Origin of the sequence: Neolewinella lacunae (genome assembly GCF_014349155.1) — a bacterium.
Classification (GTDB): domain Bacteria; phylum Bacteroidota; class Bacteroidia; order Chitinophagales; family Saprospiraceae; genus Neolewinella; species Neolewinella lacunae.
Genome location: NZ_JACSIT010000100.1, coordinates 127,754 through 147,641, shown reverse-complemented (window position 1 = coordinate 147,641; position 19,888 = coordinate 127,754). Strand labels below are relative to the sequence as shown.

Here is a 19,888-nt window from a genome sequence, read left to right as displayed (position 1 = left end):
TATCCCCAACCTGACGTTAGTATGGGCTAGCCCAACTTCCTCAGCCGCATGCGCAGGATGAGGGTGTAGCCCGCCCGCTCGTCAATGGTCAGCGTTGCCCCCAGGCGCTTGGCCCGCATCCGCATATTGTCCTGGCCCTGACCGGTCTTCGGGGCCCGTGCGGGGGTCGTCTCCGGCCCGGATGCTCCGCCGTCGGGCTTCGCGCTGCCCTGGCCATTGTCGCGGATGAAGAGCTCAAAGTTCTGGGCAAACTGCTCCAGTTCAATGTCCACGCGCGTGGCATTACTGTGGCGGGCAATGTTGTTGATGGCCTCTTTGTAGATGAAGTAAATGTCCTGGCGAAGGTTCCCCGGCAATTCCCGTTTTTCGTCAAAGCCGCTGGCCCGGAAATCGTAGCGGATGTCTAAGGGCAGCAGCACCTCATCGGCGTGTTCCTGCATTCGTTGCAGCAGGTTACCGATGGTGTCCCGCCGCGAGTCGATGCTCCAGATGACGTCGCTCATTTTCGACATGGCGCTGCGGCCGGCCTCGCCTACACTGTGGAGGCGGGACTGGAGTTTTTCGTCGGTGGTCCGGTTTTTCAGCAATTCCGCTTGCAAGGTAATCCCCGCCAGAAGGCCGGAAACTTCGTCGTGAATATCGCTGCTCAGCTGGGTGCGCAGCTGTTCGTTGCGGAGGCGCTCGCGGAGTTTGGACTGCAGGATCCAGTAGATGAGCCCCACGAAAGCGAGTACCAGGACGATCTGAAACCACAATTTTTCCAGGACGTACTGCCGGACGTTGATGACCAACTGGCGCTCCCGCTCCCCGAAATTGCCGTTGGCCCCGGCTCCCTGTACGCGGAGGATGTACTTGCCCGAGGGCAGGTTATTGAAGCGGACGGTGCGTTCGTTGGTCAGGTTTACCCACCCTTCGTTGAAGCCCTCCAGGCGGTAGCGGAACTGGCTGCTGCTGGGGCGCTGGCCCACGGGAAGGGTAAAGGAAATGGCCACACTCTTTTCGTGGGCGAAGACGGTGACTTGTTTGAGGGCCTCCAGGTCGTTGGCAATGGTCCGCTCCTGGTCACGGCTGAAGATGGTCACTTCGGTCAACATTACGTCGGCCCCAGCAGCATTGCTGGAGAGGTCTTCTTCCCGGAATACCGTCAGGCCATTGACGCCGCCGAAGTAATAGTAGCCCCGCCGGTCCCGGTGCGCGGAATAGGGGTTAAATTCGTCGTTGCTTAACCCATCCTCCCGGTAGTAGCGCCGGAAGGAGCCGGTTTCGCGGTCGGGGGGCACCTTCACCAAACCGTTGCCGGTGGAGAGCCACAGGCCGCCCCTGCCATCGGGGAGGATGCCATAGACGAAATTGCTGCTCAGGCCATCCTGGCGGCCGTAGCGGTGCACCTGGCGTTCTTCTACCCGGTAGTGGAATAAACCCGCGTCGGTGCCCAGCCACCAGTCGCCCTGCTCGTCTTCGTGGATAACGAATACGGAGCGGATTTCGCCAGTGCCCTCCTCCCCCGCTAACTGCCCCAGGAGGCTGGATTGTAAAGTTTTAGTAGCGGGGTCGTACACCAGTAATCCTTTGGCGTTGGTGCCAAGCAAAAGTTTCCCCGCCCGGGTGGTCAGCAGGCAATTGATCCTTTGTCCGGTGATGGGTTCGCCATTGGTCTCTCCGCCCAGGGCCGGGGAAAATTCCTTAGTCTGTGGATCGAAGCGCAGGAGGATGCCTACTTCCCGGGGGTCAGAGCCCGCCAGGTAAAGCGTGCCGTCGTGGCCAAAACTTATGGCCGTCAGCGGATAGGGCGAGCGAAAGGCCTCAGTGGTCTGCTGACGAAGGTCGTAGCGAAAAAGCAGACCCCCTTTTTCCAGATCGGTGGGCTGGGCAGCCCCCCACAGGGCCACGCCGCTGGGATCCAGCTGAAGGCCCATCCCCGCCCGGAAGGCAATGACCTTGGTGGAATCCCGCGCATCCGTCAGGCGCAGCGTATCGGGCCGGGCCATGTTGGGATCGAGAAAGTACACCACCCCTTCTTCTTCCAGAAAGTACACCCGGCCGCTGGGGTCTTCGCAAATGCCCCGGATGCTGTTTTTGAAAAGGGTATTGCCATCCTCTACCGTCAGGTAAGTTTGCACGGCATTGTTGTAGCGCTCCACTACGCCCAGTCCTTCCCGCAGACCGAGGTACACCGTTTCCCGCCAGTCCAGGGCCGCCATCGCGGAGACGGGCCGCTCCGTGGGCAGCGAAGGCTCGAAGTAGGCCACCTGGCCCGCCGTGTCGATCAGATAATACTCCTGTGGAAGTTGCTTGCCCAGGATGTCTTCCGTAGCCAGCAACAGCAATTGCCCCTTTTCATCGCGGCACATGCGGGGGTACACCATCCCGTAGTCCAGGTTTTCTACCGCACTGGGTGGCATCAGGTCATCGGGATTCCAACGGTAAAGCGGGGAACCCGCCCGAAAGCTGAAGTAGACATTACCATCCGCCCCCTCGGCAAAAGTGTAAAAGCGCCGCAGCCGGGCATCGGCCGCAAAGGGTTCTGCCAGGAGCTCCCCCGTTGCGCTGATGAGCCGAAAGGCGTGCTCTTCGTCGTAGAGCAAAAATTGCCCGTTACTCAACACCAACAACTCAATGCGGGGCGCAAAGGTCGTCCAGGCATCCGTCGGTTGGTGGTAAATGGGGGTAAAGAGCTTTCCCTTTTCCTGCCCGAGGGGCGTATACTCGTACAAAAAGGTGCCCTCCGAGCCAATCGTGACGACGAAAGTTCGCCCCAAAGCATCGGTCTTGATCGCCCGCGGATACCCCAGTACTCCCGTACTCGGCACCAGCCGGACCTGCTCCACCTGGTAACTGCGGGGGTTGAAGCGGTCAAAATAGCCGTAGAAGTCTTGAAAGGTCACCACGAAGTTGCCCTCATTATCGTCCGCAACACCCGCAATGGGTCCCCGGCTCAGGCCTCCCTCCGCCGGACCGCCCTGCCCGAAACGCCGGAAGGCCTGGCCGTCAAAGCGGTTAAGCCCGTCCATAGTGGATACCCATAGGAAGCCGTCCTTACCAACGTGCAAGTGGTTGATGTCGCGGGCGCTCAAGCCATCATTGACCGTAAAGTACTCCATCCGCAGTGGCTGCGACCGGAGTACGGGCAGCCCCAGCAACACCAGCAAAAGGCATAAATGGGTAGGACGCAAGGACAAGGGAAAAAGAACTGGCGAAAGATACAGTGGCCAGCCTAATAACGCCGTTCCCGTCCGGGTGTTGCAAGGACTCACCGAGTACTACCTACCCAAAATAAAAGTCCAGGCCCACTAAAAAGGCAGCATTACTATCAAGTTGTAAATCAGTGCTATCTTTGCCGTTATGGCCATTCAAGTCCGCATCATTCCCGCCCCCCAGTTGTCCCTGCGTGATCCTCAGGATACCGAACTGGGTCGACGTATCCTCACCCATTCCATTATCTTGCTCGATGAACTGGGGCTGGAGGCTTTCACCTTTAAAAAGCTGGCGGTGGAGTTGGGCTCGGCCGAGGCCAGCATCTATCGTTACTTCAACAGCAAGCACCAGTTGTTGCTCTACCTGGTAAGTTGGTACTGGGATTGGGTGCACTACCTCGTCAAACAATCGGCCGTAGGCAAATCCTCTCCCGAAGACCGGCTCCAGGCGGCCATTACTTCCCTTACCCAACCCTTCGTGGCCAACCCCGCAGTTCCCTACATTGACGAGCGGCTGCTCCACCGCATCGTCATCAACGAAGGCTCTAAGGCATACCATACCAAGGACGTTGACCAGGAGAACCGCAAAGGCCTCTTTCTGGGCTACAAAAGCCTCTGTGAGGAAATTTGTGCAATTATTTTGGAAATTGCCCCCACCTTCCCCTACCCCCGCGCCCTGGCTACTTCCCTTTTTGAGATGGCCCACAACCATCCCTACTTCGCCGAGCACTTGCCGCGTCTGACCGATATCGGCCGCACCTCCGAGCTGAGTGAAGAGCTCCGCACGATGCTCTGGTTTTGGGTCACCAACCTTTTAAATACCCATTCACAGCCCGCTCCGCAAATAGATTAGCATCTACGCAACTAAGCCAGCCCTCAAGTTGTCTGAACATTTGCGCTAGCATTACTGGCAGTAGCATATAGTATCCCCATCATACACTGGGGGAAAATTTTCTTTTTAATTTCCGACGAATGACCACCAATTCTAATCCTTCCATGCTCGGCAGCTGGAAAAACGACCTCCCCGCCAGCATCGTAGTTTTTTTCGTTGCGCTACCGCTCTGCCTGGGCATTGCGTTGGCCAGTGGCGCGCCCCTGTTCTCAGGGCTCATTGCTGGCATTATCGGTGGCGTGGTGGTGGGAGCCATCAGTGGATCGCAACTGGGCGTGAGTGGTCCGGCGGCGGGCCTTGCAGCCATCGTTCTGGTGGCCATCACCAACCTCGGAAGCTACGAAAACTTCCTGCTGGCCGTAGTGATTGGCGGTGCCCTTCAAATCGTTTTCGGAGCCCTCAAAGCAGGGGTCATTGGCTACTATTTCCCTTCCTCGGTCATCAAAGGAATGCTGACGGGCATCGGTATCATCATCATCCTCAAGCAAATTCCCCACTTTTTTGGCTGGGATAAAGACCCCGAGGGCGACTTCTCCTTCGTACAACCCGATGGGCAAACCACCTTCTCGGAAATCCAGTTGATGCTCGATAACATCAGCCCAGGCGCCACCCTAATCGCCTTCATCAGCCTGGCCATTTTGATTTTGTGGGACCAGGTGCTCAGCAAAAAAGGCAAAATCTTTACCCTCATCCAGGGGCCACTCGTCGCCGTCGTTTTAGGCATCATCTATTTCGTGGTCCTGCGCGAAAATGAGGCTTGGGGCATTTCAGCGGAGCACCTCGTAACCGTACCCATCCCAACGGATTTAGCTTCCTTCCTCGGTCAGTTCAGTTTCCCCAATTTCGGTGCCGTAACGGACGTCAACGTCTGGGTGACCGGTTTCACCATCGCCCTGGTGGCCAGCCTCGAAACCCTGCTTTGCGTGGAGGCTACGGACAAGCTGGACCCCGAACAAAGGGTCACGCCAACGAACCGGGAACTCTTCGCCCAGGGCACAGGGAATATATTCTCCGGCCTGATCGGCGGTTTGCCCATCACGCAGGTTATCGTTCGCAGTTCGGCCAATATCCAATCTGGTGGTAAAACCAAGGTTTCTGCCATCGTCCACGGTTTCCTTCTGCTGATTTCCGTAGTCACTATTCCGGGACTGCTCAATAAAATTCCCCTTTCCGTCCTCGCCGCCATCCTGATTGTGGTGGGCTACAAGCTGGCCAAACCTTCCACGTTCATTTCGATTTACCGCACGGGCTGGAAGCAGTTTGTGCCCTTCATCGTCACGGTCGTTGGACTGATTTTTACTGACCTGCTTATCGGCATCTGCCTGGGATTGTTGGTTGGCATCTTCGTCATCCTCTACAAAAGCTACCAAAACTCGCACTTCCTCCACATCAAGGAGGTCGGTAGCGACCAGGTAAAAACCCAGATGGCCCTGGCCGAAGAAGTAACCTTCCTCAATAAAGGGGCTATCTTGCGGGAACTTGATCGCCTTCCCCGCGGGTCCTTACTGGAACTAGATATTACCAAGACGAAGTTTGTCGACTATGACGTGATCGAAATCCTCGAAAATTTCATCACCCAGGCCAAGGAACGAAAAATCGAGACCCATCTCGTCATGGCAGACAAAACCATTGAAAATCCGGAGAGTTACATGGAAATTTTCGACTACCCGCGCGCCGTTCCGCTACACTAAAACGGCCTTGAAAATACGCCTACGGAGCGTTTCCGGGCCCTGGAACATCAGCAGCCATTGGGCGCGGCCGCAGGTGCCAGCCTCGTCGGAAAGGAGCAAGGGAGGACCCCGCCCGGCCCCTCCCCTTACCCGTCATCTTTTTGTCCAACGCCCCCGCAAAACCTTCCCCGGAGGCGTAAAGCGCTTATCTTTGCGCGCCCTTCAAAAGAGATTGCATGTCTACTACGCCCCTTGATCAGCTTTTCCGTGAACGCATCCTGGTCCTCGACGGCGCAATGGGTAGCCTCATCCAGGGGTACGGCTTAACCGAGGCCGACTACCGCCACGGCTACTTCGAAGACCATCCCAAGGACCTGAAAGGCAACCACGACTTGCTCGTGCTCACCCGCCCCGACGTCATCCGCGAAATTCACGAGGCTTACCTGGAAGCCGGGGCCGACGTCATCGAAACCAACACCTTCAGCGGCACCAGCATCGCCCAGGAAGATTACGGCACCGAGCACATCGTCTACGAGCTCAACGTTGCCGCCGCCCGCGTCGCCCGGGAGGCCGCTGATAAATTCACCGCCCGCAACCCCACCAAGCCCCGCTTCGTGGCCGGTGCCGTGGGGCCCACCAACCGGACGCTGAGCATCAGCCCCGACGTCAACGACCCGGGCTACCGCGCCATCACCTTCCCCCAGCTGGCCGATGCCTATGCGACGCAGATCCGCGGCCTGGCCGACGGCGGTGCGGACCTCATTCTCATCGAAACCATCTTCGATACCCTCAACGCCAAGGCGGCCCTCTTCGCCCTCGAGCGGGTGCGGCAGGCTTTGGGCCGTGCCTTGCCCGTGATGATTTCCGGCACCATCACCGACGCCAGCGGGCGGACGCTTTCCGGCCAGACCGTCGAAGCCTTCTACATCTCCGTGGCCCACGCCAAGCCCCTCTGCGTCGGGCTCAACTGCGCCCTCGGAGCCCAGGAGATGCGCACCCACCTGGCCGCCCTCAGCAAAATCGCCGAGTGCAACGTCCACGCCTACCCCAACGCCGGCCTCCCCAATGAACTGGGAGCTTACGACCAAGGCGCAGAGGAAATGCAGGGCTACATCCGCGACTTCGCCGCCAGCGGATTCGTCAACCTCATCGGCGGTTGCTGCGGGACAACGCCCGAGCACATCCGGCAAATGGCGCTGGCCGTAGCGGGCCTCCCCCCCCGGCAAATCCCTACCCTGCCCCCCTACGCCCAGTACAGCGGCCTCGAACCCCTGATCGTCCGGCCGGAAACCAACTTCATCAACGTCGGCGAACGCACCAACGTCACGGGCTCCCGGAAATTCAGCCGCCTGATCATGGACGGCAAATACAGCGAAGCCCTCGACGTGGCCCGTGACCAGGTGGAAGGCGGAGCTCAGGTCATTGATGTCAATATGGACGAAGGCCTCCTCAACTCCAAAGAGGCCATGGTCACCTTCCTCAACCTGATGATGGCCGAGCCCGACATTGCCAGGCTGCCCGTCATGATCGACTCCTCGAAGTGGGACGTGATTGAGGCCGGCCTGCAGTGCGTCCAGGGCAAGTGCATCGTCAATTCCATCTCCATGAAGGAGGGCGAAGCAGAATTTCTCCGCCAGGCCCGCCTGGTTAAAGCCTACGGCGCAGCAGCCGTCGTGATGGCCTTCGACGAAGAAGGACAGGCCGATACTGCCGACCGGAAAGTCGAAATCTGCCACCGGGCTTACCGCCTGCTGACGGAGGAAATTGGCTTCCCGCCCCAAGACATCATCTTCGACCCCAACATCTTTGCCGTCGCCACCGGCATCGAGGAGCACAACAACTACGGAGTAGACTTCATCGAAGCGACCCAACGCATCAAGACCCTCTGCCCGGGCGTAAAAATCAGTGGCGGGGTCTCCAACGTGAGCTTCAGCTTCCGGGGGAATGACGTGGTACGCGAAGCAATGCACTCTGCTTTCCTCTACCACGCCATCCGGGCGGGGATGGACATGGGCATCGTCAACGCTGGCATGATCGAGGTCTATCAAGACATCCCCTCTCAACTCCTCACCCACGTAGAAGACGTCATCCTCAACCGTCGTCCTGACGCCACCGAGCGCCTCACGGAACTGGCCGAAAGCCTCAAAAACGTCGGCGGGCGCTCGGTCGTCAAAGACCTGGCCTGGCGGGAATCCACCGTAGAAGAAAGGCTGCGCCACAGCCTGGTGCGGGGGATTACCGAGTTCATCGTTGAAGACACTGAAGAAGCCCGCCTGAAGTACCCCCGCCCCCTGCACGTCATTGAAGGCCCGCTGATGGACGGCATGAACGTAGTGGGCGATCTCTTCGGATCCGGCAAAATGTTTTTGCCCCAGGTGGTGAAGTCGGCCCGGGTAATGAAGCAGGCCGTGGCTTACCTGCAGCCGTTTATTGAGCAGGAGAAGGCGGATGTTTTGGCGGCCATTTCCCAACGCAGTTCTCCAGAAAAAGGAGATCAACCGAGACTACTTTCGAATAATCAGGAAAGCGTTCCAGCGACGGATGAATCCCTCTCCCCCGGCCCCTCTCCAAAGGAGAGGGGTGACCTGACTTCAGTGCATTCTAGCGACGAGGAGAGCATTCCTGTCGTCAGTGAAAACTATTGGGACATTCCTGATAAACATTTCCAAGCCATATTAGGGTACGCGAAAAAACTGCGGCGTAACCAGACCACTGCGGAGAAGATGCTTTGGCAACATCTTCAGTCTCAAAAGACCGGGCATAAAATTGTCCGACAAAAACCAATGGGCTATAGTGTCCCAGACTTCGTATGTATCCAAAAGAAAGTGATCATTGAAGTGGATGGTGGATATCACAACACTCCCGAAATGATTTGGAGTGATGAAGTACGAAGCGCTAAATTCCGGTCAGTTGGTTATGAAGTTTTGCGATTTACCAATGAAGCGATTCTGAACGACCCTTTTACAGTATCGGCAAAAATCAAATCTACTCTTGATGCCCGCAAAGACCGGGAGTATCCTTACCCTACGGAGGTGTATTATCCTTCAAATCAAGATAGAAGTTTACTCGATGGGTCACCCCTCTCCTTTGGAGAGGGGCCGGGGGAGAGGGAAATGGCTCTAGCGGATCGTCCTTCTAATCAAGGTATAAAATTACCTGATACAACACTCTTAACACCCGTTGCTGAGGTGGCCGAGAAGGACATTCTCGCCCGCCAGTACAAAGGCACCATCCTCCTGGCCACCGTCAAAGGCGACGTCCACGACATCGGCAAAAACATCGTAGGGGTGGTCCTGGCCTGCAACAATTACCGCATCATTGACCTGGGCGTAATGGTACCGGCCAACAAGATTCTGGATGAAGCGCAAAAGCACAAGGTCGACATCATTGGCCTGAGTGGGCTCATTACGCCTTCGCTGGACGAGATGGTCAACGTCGCCGCCGAGATGGAGCGCCGGGGCATGACTACTCCCCTGCTCATTGGCGGGGCCACCACCAGCAAAACCCATACGGCTTTGAAAGTGGAGCCTGCCTACCGGGGTGGCCCCACCGTCCACGTCCTCGACGCCAGCCGTGCGGTGACCGTAGCCGGAAAACTGCTGGATGGCGAGGCCGCAGACCGGGAGGCCTACCGCCAAAGCATCACCGCCGAATACGACCGCGTACGCGTTCACCGCGCCCGGCAACAATCCGGAAAACAAAACCTCAGCATCAGCCAGGCGCGGGAAAATCACCTGGTGCTCGACTGGGACAATTACACGCCGCCGGTGCCCACCTTCACGGGTACGCGCGTGTTTGCCAACTACGACCTGGGAGAACTGGTGGACTACATCGACTGGACGCCCTTCTTCAGCAGCTGGGGACTGGCGGGGAAATTCCCGGACATCCTGACGGACGAAGTGGTCGGCGTCGAAGCCAGCAACCTCTACGCCGAGGCAAGGGAAATGCTGGAGAAGGTTGTCGCCGAAAAATGGCTGGGTGCCAAGGCCGTCATCGGCTTTTTCCCGGCGGAGAGCGACGTCCACACCGATACCATCCACGTACAGACGCCGGAAGGGAAGACTTACCCCTTGCTGCAACTTCGGCAGCAGAGCAAGAAAGCCGCTGGCCAGCCGAACCTTGCTTTAACCGACTTCATTGCACCTGCGGCCGCGCCCAACGGTACCGCCCGCCAGGACTACCTCGGGGCTTTTGCCGTCTCCACCGGCTTCGGGATCGAGGCCCACGTGGCGCGCTTTGAAGCGGACGGCGACGACTACAGCGCCATCATGCTCAAGGCCCTGGCCGACCGACTGGCCGAAGCCTTTGCCGAACGGATGCACCAGCGGGTGCGCCGCGAATTCTGGGGCTACGCGCCCGACGAGGCCATCTCTAACGAGCAACTCATCGCCGAAGAATACCAGGGCATCCGCCCCGCACCGGGCTACCCCGCCTGCCCCGAGCACACCGAAAAAAGCAAGCTTTGGGAACTCCTGGACGTGGAAAGAAACACCGGCATGGAACTGACGGAAAGCATGGCCATGCACCCCGCGTCGAGCGTGAGCGGCTGGTACTACAGCCATCCTGCGGCCAAGTACTTTACCGTGCGCGGCATCCAGGACGACCAGGCCGCCGAATACGCCGCCCGCAAGGGTTGGGACGAAGCAACCGCCGAACAGTGGCTGGGGCCCATCCGCTAAAAGCCGCCCGTTCCGCCGCCGCCGCCCACCGAGCCGCCGCCGCCGGAGTAGCCGCCACCGCCCGAGGAAGCCTGGTAGGCCGTTGACTGGTAGGAATTGCCCAGCCGCTGCGAGAAATTGGGGAGGTAATATGGGTAATGGTGCTGGGAGCGGGTGCTGGAGTTGGCCCAGTCGGTCGCCAAATCCGCCGCCCAATTGTTGTTTTCGCCCAGGGCGATGGCGTAGGGCAGCAGCTCCTGGAAATGGGCCTCTGTCATGGGCGGCGCACCGGGCAAACTGCGGCGTTCCTTTTCCTTCAGTTTGAAATACTGGCGCATTCCCTTGATCTCGCCCAGGGTAATGACTTTGGCCAGGCTGGGCTTGCGGATGAGCCAGAGGTGAAAGATCATGCCGGCGATGAACAGCACTACCGTGGTTACGAAAACTGCAATGCCCGCTCCGCTGGCTTTGCTGAGGAAAGGAATGGCCCCGAGGAGGGTGAGGGCAAAGATGCCCAGCAGCGGGAGCGTGTACTTGCCATTGGCACCGTCCTTGACGAAATCTCCGTGGCGGTTTTTCAGGGTTTTACCGTGGGCTTCGGTAGCGGCGTTGAGTTCCTTGTTGTAGGTGCCGTCCAGTTCAACGGTGTCGCCTTGGGAGAAGAGTTTCCCGTAGAGGACAAATTGCTCGGGGTGCATTTCCGCCTGCCGGGCGGGACGGTCGCCGCGGTGAATGACGAACATTTCCTTGGTGCCAATGCCGAGAAAGCCAGGCTTTTCGACCTCTTTAATGACGATGTAGCCCTTGATCGCCAGGTCCGTTAGCGAAGCCGTCACCTGCGGCTGGTGGGGGATGCCGAGGCTGACGAAACTGACGGCGGCGGGAGACAAGTCGGCGGGCGGCGTAAAGCGGGGTGCGACCGGCGGACCAATGGGGTCAACGCCATGCTTTTTCCAGCTGTCGTAACCGTAGTACAAGCCCGCCAACAGGCCGAAGATACAGGCCCAAAGCGTGCCATTGCGTTGTAGGGGCGTGGGCGGCGGCGGTGGCGTGGGGCGCACAAAAGTGCCGCGGGGCACCCCCACGGAAACGGTCATACCTTCCTTCGGTGTCAGGGGGCGGCCGAGGGTGAAGGTAGTGGCGTTGCCGCCCTGCTCCACCCGGCAGTCGGACGCCCGCGAGCCTTCGGGGCCGGTGTAACAGGCGCTGTTCAGCAGTTGGGTACCGCCGGGGAACTGTACGGTGATGGAAGCCTGGGCCACGGGCAACTGGTTATCGATGCCAATCAACGGCCAGCGAATTTCATCGACCATATCCGTAAAATAGATCTGGTGGGGACTGCGGTAGCGGAAGCGAAAAGTGTAGGTTCCCGGCGGGATTTTGGTGTCTTTGTCGCCGAGGTAATGGACGCGGTTGCCGCCCTCGTTTTTGGCGGTGTGGTCGATCGATTGTCCGTTGCGGCTCACGGAAAGCACCTCGTAAGTGAAGCGGTCCATATCCCGAACATCGTCGCCAATCGGTTTACGGTGCAGCGCGCGGGTGATGCCGCGTTTGATCTGGTCTCCTGTAGCCACCACGGTGATCTCTTCGGTCACTTCCACCGATCCATCGGGGGAGACGACCAGGTTGGCCACAAAATTTTGGATAGACTCTTGCTGGGCCTTCAGCGGTACCAGGGTGCTGAGCAGGAAGGAAAGCAGGAACAGGAATAGTATGGGTTGTTTCATAGCTGGAAATTTCGGACAAAAGACGGAGAGGCTAAAGTGGAATCGACGGGGTGCCGCTATCTGCCGACGGGCGAAGGCTGCCAGCTTCCGAAGTGACCCTTTGGCGGGACTTACGTCCGAACAACAGATTCAACCTACTTTTCACTGACCCGGGGCAAGCTGCAAGCTCGTTCCGGGTTCGTTTTTTTTTAGCGGGCAACCTTAGGACGTTCCGCCAAGGAACTTTCCACAATTGGTGGCGTTGTGCGGCTTTTCAATACCTTTGGAGCAGCGGCGGGCCTGCCCCCTCTCCCAAAACCATGTTGAAAACCACGTTGATGGTTCTGCTGATTCTGTTTCTTCTCGGCCTGGCCGCAGGTTTTTACCTGGCGACTTACGTTGCGCCCTACGCCATCATCCAGCCCCCAAGAAAAGTGCGTCAGGAGACGCCCGCGACGTATGGACTGGCCTACGAGCCTACCCGCCTCACTACTGCCGATGGTACGGCCCTGGATGCATTTTACATTCCGGCCACCGTTCCGGCGCGCAGCAACCTCATCATGTTGCACGGGGTGGGCAGTTGCAAGGAAGTTTACCTGGGTACGGTGGCGGAGCTGACGGCACTGGGCTACAATGTCTTGCTCTGGGACCAACGCGCCCACGGCAAGAGCGGGGGGCAATACCTGAGTTACGGCTACCGGGAGAAAGAGGACGTGAGCCTGGCCATCGATTGGCTGGAAGCGAAAAGCCCGGGTTTGCCGACGGGCATCTACGGCAACTCCATGGGTGGGGCGGTGGCTTTGCAAAGCCTGGCCCACGACGGGCGGCTCCGCTTTGGCCTCATCGAGAGTACTTTTCAGGACCTCCAGACGGTCACCCACGCCTACGGGCGGCGCATGAGCGGCCTGCCCCTCCCCCGCTGGCTGACCAATTACGTGCTCGACCAAGCGGGAAAAATCGCCGATTTTCCGCCCCGCAGCATCCAGCCCCTGCTGAGCGCCCGTGCCATCACCCAGCCCGTTTTGCTCATTCACGGCGATACCGATCGCAATATTGGCATTGAAAACGCCCACGCCCTTTTCGCGGCTTTGGCTTCCGCCGATAAAGAACTCTATACCGTCCAAAATGGGGACCACGCCGACCTCTGGGACAAAGGCGGCGAACCTTACCGCGACGCCTGGTTCGGCTTTTTAAAGCGGATGGTGGCGACGAATGGAATAGCGGAGTAGGCGGATTTTTAATTTGGGCGCGGCCGCAGGTGCAATGCAGGGACGCCCCCCAACCCCCAAAGGGGGAGGAGCTGGGGAGGCGTGGTCGTGTTGGGGATACGCGGGGAAAGGTGATTTTTACCTGTACCAACTTCCCTCCCGCTGCATTTGCACAATTGCCAAAGCAAACTATCTTTACCGCGAAGAATGGCTTACTTCAGCCTTTCATCTTGCACCAACCTTATCCAGCTCTCAAGGAATAAACATGAGAAAATTTTACTTTGCGCTCCTTTTAGCAACCCTGGTTAGCCACCTGCCCGCCCAAGACTTTACCCTAATCGCCGACATTAACCAAGGGACCGGAAATTCGGCCACCTTCAAGGACAATGTCTCTATTTATTTTCAGGACAAGTTGTTCTTCTCCGCCAACGACGGCATCAATGGGGACGAGCTTTGGGTCTATGAAAACTCCGAATTACGGCTGGTCAGGGACATCAACGCAGGTTCTGGAGGCTCAGAGATTCAACATATGCATATCGTCAATGGCAGGCTCGTTTTCGTGGCCCGGACCGCCAGTCACGGACGGGAGTGGTGGACGACCGATGGAACGAGTGAGGGAACCACCCTATTGAAGGATATTAATCCCGGCAGTTCGCACGGTGTTTGGGTTGACCATGGCTACACTGCGGAGGGCTTCATTGTATTTAATAATACCCTCTATTTCACAGGGATCAGCGGCGACGACTACGAACTGTGGAAGACCGACGGCACACCGAACGGAACGGTTTTGGTGAGAAACATCTCCCTGAATGGTTCGAGTTTGCCTAATTCTTACACAGTTTTTAATAATCAAGTTTACTTTTCGTGCCGGGAAGGCCTTTGGAGAACGAACGGAACAACTGCCGGCACTGTATTGGTGAGGAACGATGACCCCGAAGATTTCTTTGGCTTTGAGCCCAGTCAACTGTTTTCTACGGAAAACTTTATGTTGATGATTCAAAATCAGGATCTCTGGGTCAGCAATGGAACGAGAGCGGGCACCTTCAAGATACGTGATTTTCAGTCAATATCCTTCAATTGGATAGGGCCCCGCTTTGAACGCGTCAACGGAACCATCCTATTTGCCGCCAACGACGGAGTAAGTGGAGATGAACTCTGGCGGACCGATGGCACCGCCCAGGGCACCACCCTGGTAAAGGATGTTTGGCCGGGCGCAAATGGTTACGCTCCCCAAAATGCGGTGGTGTTTAAAGATAAACTGTACTACAAAGGCAATAATGGCAGTTCAGATATTGAATTGTTCGTTTCGGACGGGACCGAAGCTGGCACCCTTCTTTTTCGGGATTTCAACAGCAATGGCTCGGGCTTTGCCTTGCCCAGCGAAATTGTGGCGGACACCAATTTCATTTACCTGAATGCGGGCAGATCCTTCGCTCAGGAGATCTGGGTTTCCGATGGAACTGCCGCCAATACTTTTGAAATTAACATTAACCCAGAAGGCCAATCAAGACCTACCTCTCTTTACCTCTTCGACGGCAAATTATTTTGCTTTGCCCAGACCGATGCAACTGGATATGAACCCTACATCATAGATTTGATCAGCCAACCCATCGATGAGGACAATGATGGGTTTACCGCCGATGTGGACTGCGACGACCTCAACCCCGCTATCAATCCCGGTCAAATGGAGATCCCCTACAATGGACTGGATGACGACTGCGATCCGATGACGCTCGATGACGACCTGGACCAGGATGGCTTCGTCTTGGCCGAAGACTGCGACGACATCAACCCCGCCGTAAATCCCGGCCAAATGGAGATCCCATACAATGGCTTGGATGACGACTGTGACGCGATGACCTTTGATGACGACCTGGACCAGGACGGCTTCGTCTTGGCCGAAGACTGCGACGACATCAACCCCGCCGTAAATCCCGGCCAAATGGAGATCCCATACAATGGCTTGGATGACGACTGTGACGCGATGACCTTTGATGACGACCTGGACCAGGACGGCTTCGTCTTGGCCGAAGACTGCGACGACATCAACCCCGCCGTAAATCCCGGCCAAACGGAGACGGCCTACAACGGATTGGATGACGACTGTGACGCGACGACTTTTGACGACGACCTGGATCAAGATGGCTTCGTCCTGGTAGAAGACTGCGATGAGATCAACCCAAACATTAATCCAGCGGCCGTAGACATACCGGACAATGGGATTGACGAAGATTGTAATGGATTAGACAGTCTCAGTACCTCTACTTATGAGGTCGAGAATGCTGTTATCAGCATTTTCCCCAACCCTGTGGCAGCGGAGCTACACATTGTGGTGGAAGGGAACCTGGATTTCGAGGCAAGGCTGTATAGTTTGCAAGGACAACTTCTTTTCAGTGGAAAAAACAGTTCCTTAATTGAAGTGAATCACCTGGCCAGCGGGACCTATCTCCTCGAACTTCGTGGAGCCGATTTATCCACCCGGATTGTTGAACGAATCGTGGTGCGAAGGTAATTCCTCTTACCAGGACAGCACCCCACGAAAAAGGTCAGAATCCCCCCGGTCGTTGTCGGTAATCAGCACCACGGCGGCGGAGGATGGGCTCGTTTCTGCGGTCACGGTGATGGATTCCACCTTCACTACGCCCGCAGAACCGGGTAATTGGATGTAGTGGAGCTCGCCCCCCAATGCATCGTCAAACAGATCGATCGTGCCCAGGAAACTCCCCAGAATTTCGCCGTCGTCGTAGGCATTGTCCGTGTCTTCCACGGAAGCGGTGAAGATGATTTTTGCTTGTCCTTCCAGTGCTGTAGCACCCGAAAAGCCAGCTTCCACTCCGTTGATGGCGGGCAGGGTAAACTCGGTCGCCATAGGGATAGGAAAATCCCCCACTCCCTGCAAATACGCTAGCACCTCAACGTAAGGAAATTGCAAAACCAGGTTCTTTTTTCGGTTGAAAAGGAAGATTTGGCCATTACGGTAGGCGACGGCTTCCAGATTAAGCTCGGAGCCTGCAAATATGGGCAAAGATTTCAAGGCCGTGTAAAATGCCGTAGTGACGTACTTTTCAACGGTGATAGAATCTTCTAGCAGTATTCGCACAAATACATCCCGCTGCGGAGATTTTGAGCCGGAGCCGAAAACAACCAGCTCCGTATCACCTATTTTTTCCAGCGTCTCAAAATCTGGCTTATCGGGTTTGCTGATTCTCGTTCCGGAGAAAGTATCCACCTCCAGCAAAGGTATTTTCTCGACCACCGCAAAGGCAGCGTCCAGCTTAAACAGGTAAGGTGCATCGTCGCCAATAGCGTAATAATGGTCGCCCACGTGAACAATGCCAGAACCACTGGGAAACCCGGGAAGCGTAATTTTATCCGTCAAGTTGATGTTCATCCGCAAAGGTGTGCAGGCGGCCAGACCAGTGATTAATATTACCAAAAGCATGTTAAAAAACCTCCATTCTTTCTTCATCCTCGATGAACATTTGCATATAAGGAGGTCGGTTCATTACCACTGCCCGCTTCTGGCGCGCAGGCAAAAATCGGCCAACACCAAAGCCGCCATATTGTCCACAATAGGCACGGCGCGGGGCAAGACGCAGGGGTCGTGGCGGCCTTTGCCACTCACGATGACGGTCTCACCATCCTCGTTGATGCTCGTTTGGTCTTGGATGATGGTGGCTACGGGCTTGAAAGCCACCCGAAAGTAGATGTCTTCGCCGTTGGAGATGCCGCCCTGGATGCCGCCGCTGCGGTTGGTGTGGGTACGGACGCGGCCTTCTTCATCCTGGTAAAAGCCATCGTTGTGCTGGCTGCCGCGCAGGGTTACGCCAGCAAAACCACTGCCGTATTCGAATCCCTTGCAGGCGTTGATGCTCAGCATGGCTTTGCCTAATTCAGCGTGGAGTTTGTCGAAGACGGGTTCACCCCAGCCGGGGGGCACGCCGCGGATGAGGCCGGTGACCACCCCGCCGATGGTATCGCCGTCTTTGCGCACGGCGAGGATTTCTTCTTCCATCAGCGCGGCGGTGGCGGGATCGGGGCAGCGGACGTCGTTGCTTTCGATCAGGTCCAGGTCAAGGTCGGCGTAGTCCTGGGGCAGGGTAATGTTCCCTACCTGGCTGACGTAGCTTTTGATTTCCACCCCCACCTTCCGCAGCAGGAGTTGGGCAACGGCCCCGGCGGCAACACGGGCGGCGGTTTCGCGGGCGCTGGAGCGTCCTCCGCCCCGGTAATCGCGGATGCCGTACTTCGCCTGAAAAGTATAATCGGCGTGGCTGGGCCGGAACTTATCGAAGATGTGTCCGTAGTCCTTACTGCGTTGGTCTTCGTTGTAGATGACCATACCGATGGGCGTACCAGTAGTTTTGCCTTCAAAGACGCCGGAGAGAATCTGCACGCCGTCGTTCTCTTTGCGCTGGGTGACCAGGCGGCTCTGGCCAGGCTTGCGGCGGGCCAGCTCCGCCTGAATGAAGTCTTCGTCAAAATCAATCCCGGCCGGGCACCCGTCGATGACTACGCCGAGGCCAGGTCCGTGGCTTTCTCCGAAAGTGCTGATGCGAAAAGCGGTGCCGTAGTTGCTGCCAGCCATGGGCAAGGGGTGGTTTGTTGGGAGGGGCTAAGGTAGTTCATAGTTCATAGTTCATAGTTCATAGTTCATAGTTCATAGTTCATAGTTAGCAGGGTCTGCTAAACTACAGAGCTACTGAACTACTGAACTACACCAAATCCTCTTCCCGGTACAGGCGTTCGGGCTCAGTTACGCGGGTGGGTCTGGGTTGGGGCACTGCGCGGTGGAGGCCCCTTTTCTGGCGCTTGGTGTGGCGTTTGCCTTCGCAGCTTTGGGCCAGGAGACATTCTTCGTTGCGGTACACGTCTACGGTGATTCCGGACATACCGAACTGGATGACTACCCGGTAATGGTCGGTGCCATTTCCATCGTCGGAAGCAACGGCGAAGCTGTGATCGCCCCGGAACCAATTGAACTGCTCACTGACCGTGTGTCCGTTGAAGCGGATGGTTTCCACGCCCGTCCACATATTATTGTATACCTCAATCAGGTCTTGGCCAACGTTTAATGCGATGAGTTTCATAGTCCGATGTTTTTACGGCGACGAAGCTAAACGGGGAGGGCAATCCGGCCAAATCCGCTGGACGAACCCCAGGAAAAATCCGATTAATGGGAAGAGTCGCTAAAGGATTTGGGAGGGAAAAGGACTTGCGGCAGGAGTGGGTCGGGCTAAAGCCGCGACAATACCGTGGGCGGGCTGAAGCCCTGAAGGAAGGGGGTGGGCTGAAGCTGCGACAATACCTGGGGTCGGGCTGAAGCCGCGACAATACCGGGGGCGGGCTGAAGCCCTGAAGGAAGGGGTCGGGCTGAAGCTGCGACAATACCGGGGGTGGGCTGAAGCCCGGAAGGAAGGGGTCGGGCTGAAGCTGCGACAATACCGGGGGTGGGCTGAAGCCGCGACAACACCGGGGAGGAACTGCTTGAGAGACGGCCTTCTGAGGCGGTAAATCTTTTGCGGTCATCGGGTAGAGCGGGATCGGCAGCCAGGGGCTACCTTTGCGGCCAATGAAAAGAATCATGATCTGCGGTGCTGGTGGGCAGCTGGGCCAGAAGCTGATTGGAGCGGCCAGGGCATTGCCCGTACCGCCGCGCATTTTTGCGTACAACCGATCGGATTTCGACATCACCAACCCCAAGGAGTTACAGCTCACCTTTGCCGAAGCACAGCCCGATGTAGTCTTCAACGCTGCAGCCTATACGGCCGTCGACCGCGCAGAATCGGAGCCCGCCAAAGCCCGCCAGGTCAACGTGGAAGCGGCCGGCAGTCTGGCCAGTGCCTGCGCTGCGGCGGGCATTAAGTTTGTCCACTTCTCCACCGACTACGTCTACGCGGGCGATTACAACCGGCCCTTGCTGGAAACTGACCGCACACTCGGTACCAGCGTTTACGCCAAGACGAAACTCGAGGGGGAGGCCATCGTGCAGCAAAACCACCCGGCGGCCTACATCCTGCGCACCAGCTGGGTCTACGCCGAGTACGGTGAAAACTTTCTGCGCACCATGCTCCGTCTGGGTCGTGAGCGGGAGAGCCTCGGCATTGTGGCCGATCAGGTGGGCTCGCCCACTTACGCTGCCGACCTGGCCGCAGCGGCCATGCAGCTCGTACTGAACGAAGCCCCCAGCGGCATCTACAACTTTTCCAACAGCGGCGCGGCCTCGTGGTACGACTTCGCCCACGCCATCTTTGAACTCTCGGGCCTGGGTTGTCAGCTGCACCCCATCCGGACCGAGCAGTACCCCACCCCCGCCAAAAGACCGGCCTACAGCGTGCTCGACACCCGCAAGATTGCCGAATGGACCGGGCAGCCCCGCCACTGGCGTGAGGCACTCAAAGACTGTTTGGGTAAATTGCAGCGTACAGGCAAGGATTAAAGGGGGAAAGGATTAAAGGGGGAAAGGGGGAAAGGGTTAAAGGGGGGACACCCTTCCTCCTTTCCCCCTTTGCTCCTTTATCCTTTCCAAAGCACCTGCGGCCGCGCCAAACTACTTACCT

At 57.4% G+C, this 19,888-nt stretch carries 11 protein-coding genes; 6 read left to right on the top strand and 5 right to left on the bottom strand.

Features of this window, described 5'->3' with window-relative positions; genetic code table 11:
- Window positions 1–26: 26 nt before the first annotated feature.
- Window positions 27–3,173, bottom strand: a complete 3,147-nt coding sequence (locus tag H9S92_RS10310) for a sensor histidine kinase (protein WP_187466630.1) — start codon at window positions 3,171–3,173, stop codon at window positions 27–29.
- A gap of 169 nt (window positions 3,174–3,342) precedes the next feature.
- Between H9S92_RS10310 and H9S92_RS10305 the strand changes: the two genes are divergently transcribed.
- The 3 genes from H9S92_RS10305 to metH all read left to right on the top strand — a co-directional run bounded on the left by H9S92_RS10305 (window position 3,343) and on the right by metH (window position 10,435).
- Complete coding sequence (locus tag H9S92_RS10305; protein ID WP_187466629.1) at window positions 3,343–4,047, top strand: TetR/AcrR family transcriptional regulator; 705 nt, start codon at window positions 3,343–3,345, stop codon at window positions 4,045–4,047.
- Between the two features lie 143 nt (window positions 4,048–4,190).
- Window positions 4,191–5,777, top strand: a complete 1,587-nt coding sequence (locus tag H9S92_RS10300) for a SulP family inorganic anion transporter (RefSeq protein WP_187466803.1) — start codon at window positions 4,191–4,193, stop codon at window positions 5,775–5,777.
- Window positions 5,778–5,992: 215 nt separating this feature from the next.
- Window positions 5,993–10,435, top strand: a complete 4,443-nt coding sequence (metH, locus tag H9S92_RS10295) for a methionine synthase (RefSeq protein ID WP_187466628.1) — start codon at window positions 5,993–5,995, stop codon at window positions 10,433–10,435.
- On the opposite strand, the gene H9S92_RS10290 is transcribed toward metH, so the two are convergent.
- On the bottom strand, window positions 10,432–12,141 hold the full coding sequence (locus H9S92_RS10290) for a DUF2207 domain-containing protein (protein WP_187466627.1): 1,710 nt from the start codon (window positions 12,139–12,141) through the stop codon (window positions 10,432–10,434). The two genes, metH and H9S92_RS10290, sit on opposite strands and share 4 nt — an antisense overlap.
- 299 nt (window positions 12,142–12,440) lie before the next feature.
- On the opposite strand from H9S92_RS10290, the gene H9S92_RS10285 reads away from it, so the two are divergent.
- Entirely contained in the window at window positions 12,441–13,349 is a 909-nt protein-coding gene (locus H9S92_RS10285) for an alpha/beta hydrolase (RefSeq protein WP_222936051.1), read from the top strand.
- 244 nt (window positions 13,350–13,593) lie between these two features.
- Window positions 13,594–15,840 (top strand): ELWxxDGT repeat protein, encoded by a 2,247-nt coding sequence (locus tag H9S92_RS10280; protein WP_187466625.1) that lies wholly within the window; start codon window positions 13,594–13,596, stop codon window positions 15,838–15,840.
- A 6-nt stretch (window positions 15,841–15,846) separates the two neighbouring features.
- On the opposite strand, the gene H9S92_RS10275 is transcribed toward H9S92_RS10280, so the two are convergent.
- The 3 genes from H9S92_RS10275 to H9S92_RS10265 all read right to left on the bottom strand — a co-directional run bounded on the left by H9S92_RS10275 (window position 15,847) and on the right by H9S92_RS10265 (window position 18,418).
- Complete coding sequence (locus tag H9S92_RS10275; protein WP_187466624.1) at window positions 15,847–16,719, bottom strand: DUF6929 family protein; 873 nt, start codon at window positions 16,717–16,719, stop codon at window positions 15,847–15,849.
- Window positions 16,720–16,833: 114 nt separating this feature from the next.
- Window positions 16,834–17,916, bottom strand: coding sequence for a chorismate synthase (aroC, locus tag H9S92_RS10270; RefSeq protein ID WP_187466623.1), 1,083 nt, complete (start codon window positions 17,914–17,916; stop codon window positions 16,834–16,836).
- A gap of 127 nt (window positions 17,917–18,043) precedes the next feature.
- Window positions 18,044–18,418: a hypothetical protein gene (locus H9S92_RS10265; protein WP_187466622.1), complete on the bottom strand. Its 375-nt coding sequence runs from the start codon at window positions 18,416–18,418 to the stop codon at window positions 18,044–18,046.
- 482 nt (window positions 18,419–18,900) lie between these two features.
- Between H9S92_RS10265 and rfbD the strand changes: the two genes are divergently transcribed.
- Window positions 18,901–19,767 carry a dTDP-4-dehydrorhamnose reductase gene (gene rfbD, locus H9S92_RS10260; protein WP_187466621.1) on the top strand — a complete coding sequence of 289 codons (867 nt, stop codon included), beginning with the start codon at window positions 18,901–18,903 and terminating at the stop codon, window positions 19,765–19,767.
- The last annotated feature ends 121 nt before the right edge of the window (window positions 19,768–19,888 follow it).